Origin of the sequence: Brachyspira pilosicoli (genome assembly GCF_008016535.1) — a bacterium.
In the GTDB taxonomy this organism is placed as follows: Bacteria; Spirochaetota; Brachyspiria; order Brachyspirales; family Brachyspiraceae; genus Brachyspira; species Brachyspira pilosicoli_A.
Window position 1 is genome coordinate 1 of record NZ_SAXY01000098.1, and the last position, 904, is coordinate 904.

Here is a 904-nt window from a genome sequence, read left to right on the forward strand (position 1 = left end):
CATGGAGCCATAGATATTGTACTTTTACTTGCTATAATATTTTTGATTCTTTCTTTGATTGTAATATACAATAACGAAGAAATCAATCTTTGATTGTTATAAAAATGTGTATATTCTTTTAATTTTTCTCTCAATAATTCTACAGTTATATTTTTATTTAATCGTGAATAAAATTCTCTTTCGTCTATACCGTGTACTCTTTCTACTATGCCATTGTATCTTGGTGTTGCTATAGGAATATATCTTCTCTCTAATTTATTTTTCAAGCAGTATTCATCAAAAATATTGATTTTAGAGGTATTGATACAGCGGTATGTATATTCTCTACCATTGTTGCCACAGGCACTTCCTTCGGTCGCAGTTTGTATAGCTTGTATCCTAAAAGGTGAAGTTTTTAAGACATATTTTAAGAAAGATAAAGCACTATAAGGTGTTTTATCCTCATAGATTTGCCTCCAACTATAACGAGTAGCTAAATCTACAGCAGTGAATTGATAAACTGTTTTTCTGCCTAATTTGATATATTTAGTGTCTATTTGAACTATTTTGCCTTCTTTTTGTATTTTAGAGACAAATTTACGCTTATCATATCGCTTCTTTTTCTTTTTTGTTTTATATCTCCAAAGATTATTTCTTTTTAGTACATTCTCTATAGCTGTAACACCTATCTTAATTCCTTTACGATTTAAATATGCTTTAATATAATGCTTACCTCGATATTCTTTAGTATAGAGTTTAATAATTAAATTAATAGCTTCTTGATTATTAAAGATATTTGGGGAAGTTTTTGGTCTAGTGCTAAAATTGGCGACAGTTCCAGTGTCTTTATATTTTTTAAGCCAAGCATAAAAAGTAGATTTGGGTATTTCTTCTATCTTTAAAAATCTTTTAATATTTTTAGGTT

At 27.9% G+C, this 904-nt stretch carries 1 protein-coding gene; it reads right to left on the minus strand.

What is annotated here, in order from left to right:
* A partial coding sequence (locus EPJ72_RS12875; protein WP_147732506.1) for a DDE-type integrase/transposase/recombinase occupies positions 1-904 on the minus strand: 904 nt, incomplete at both ends.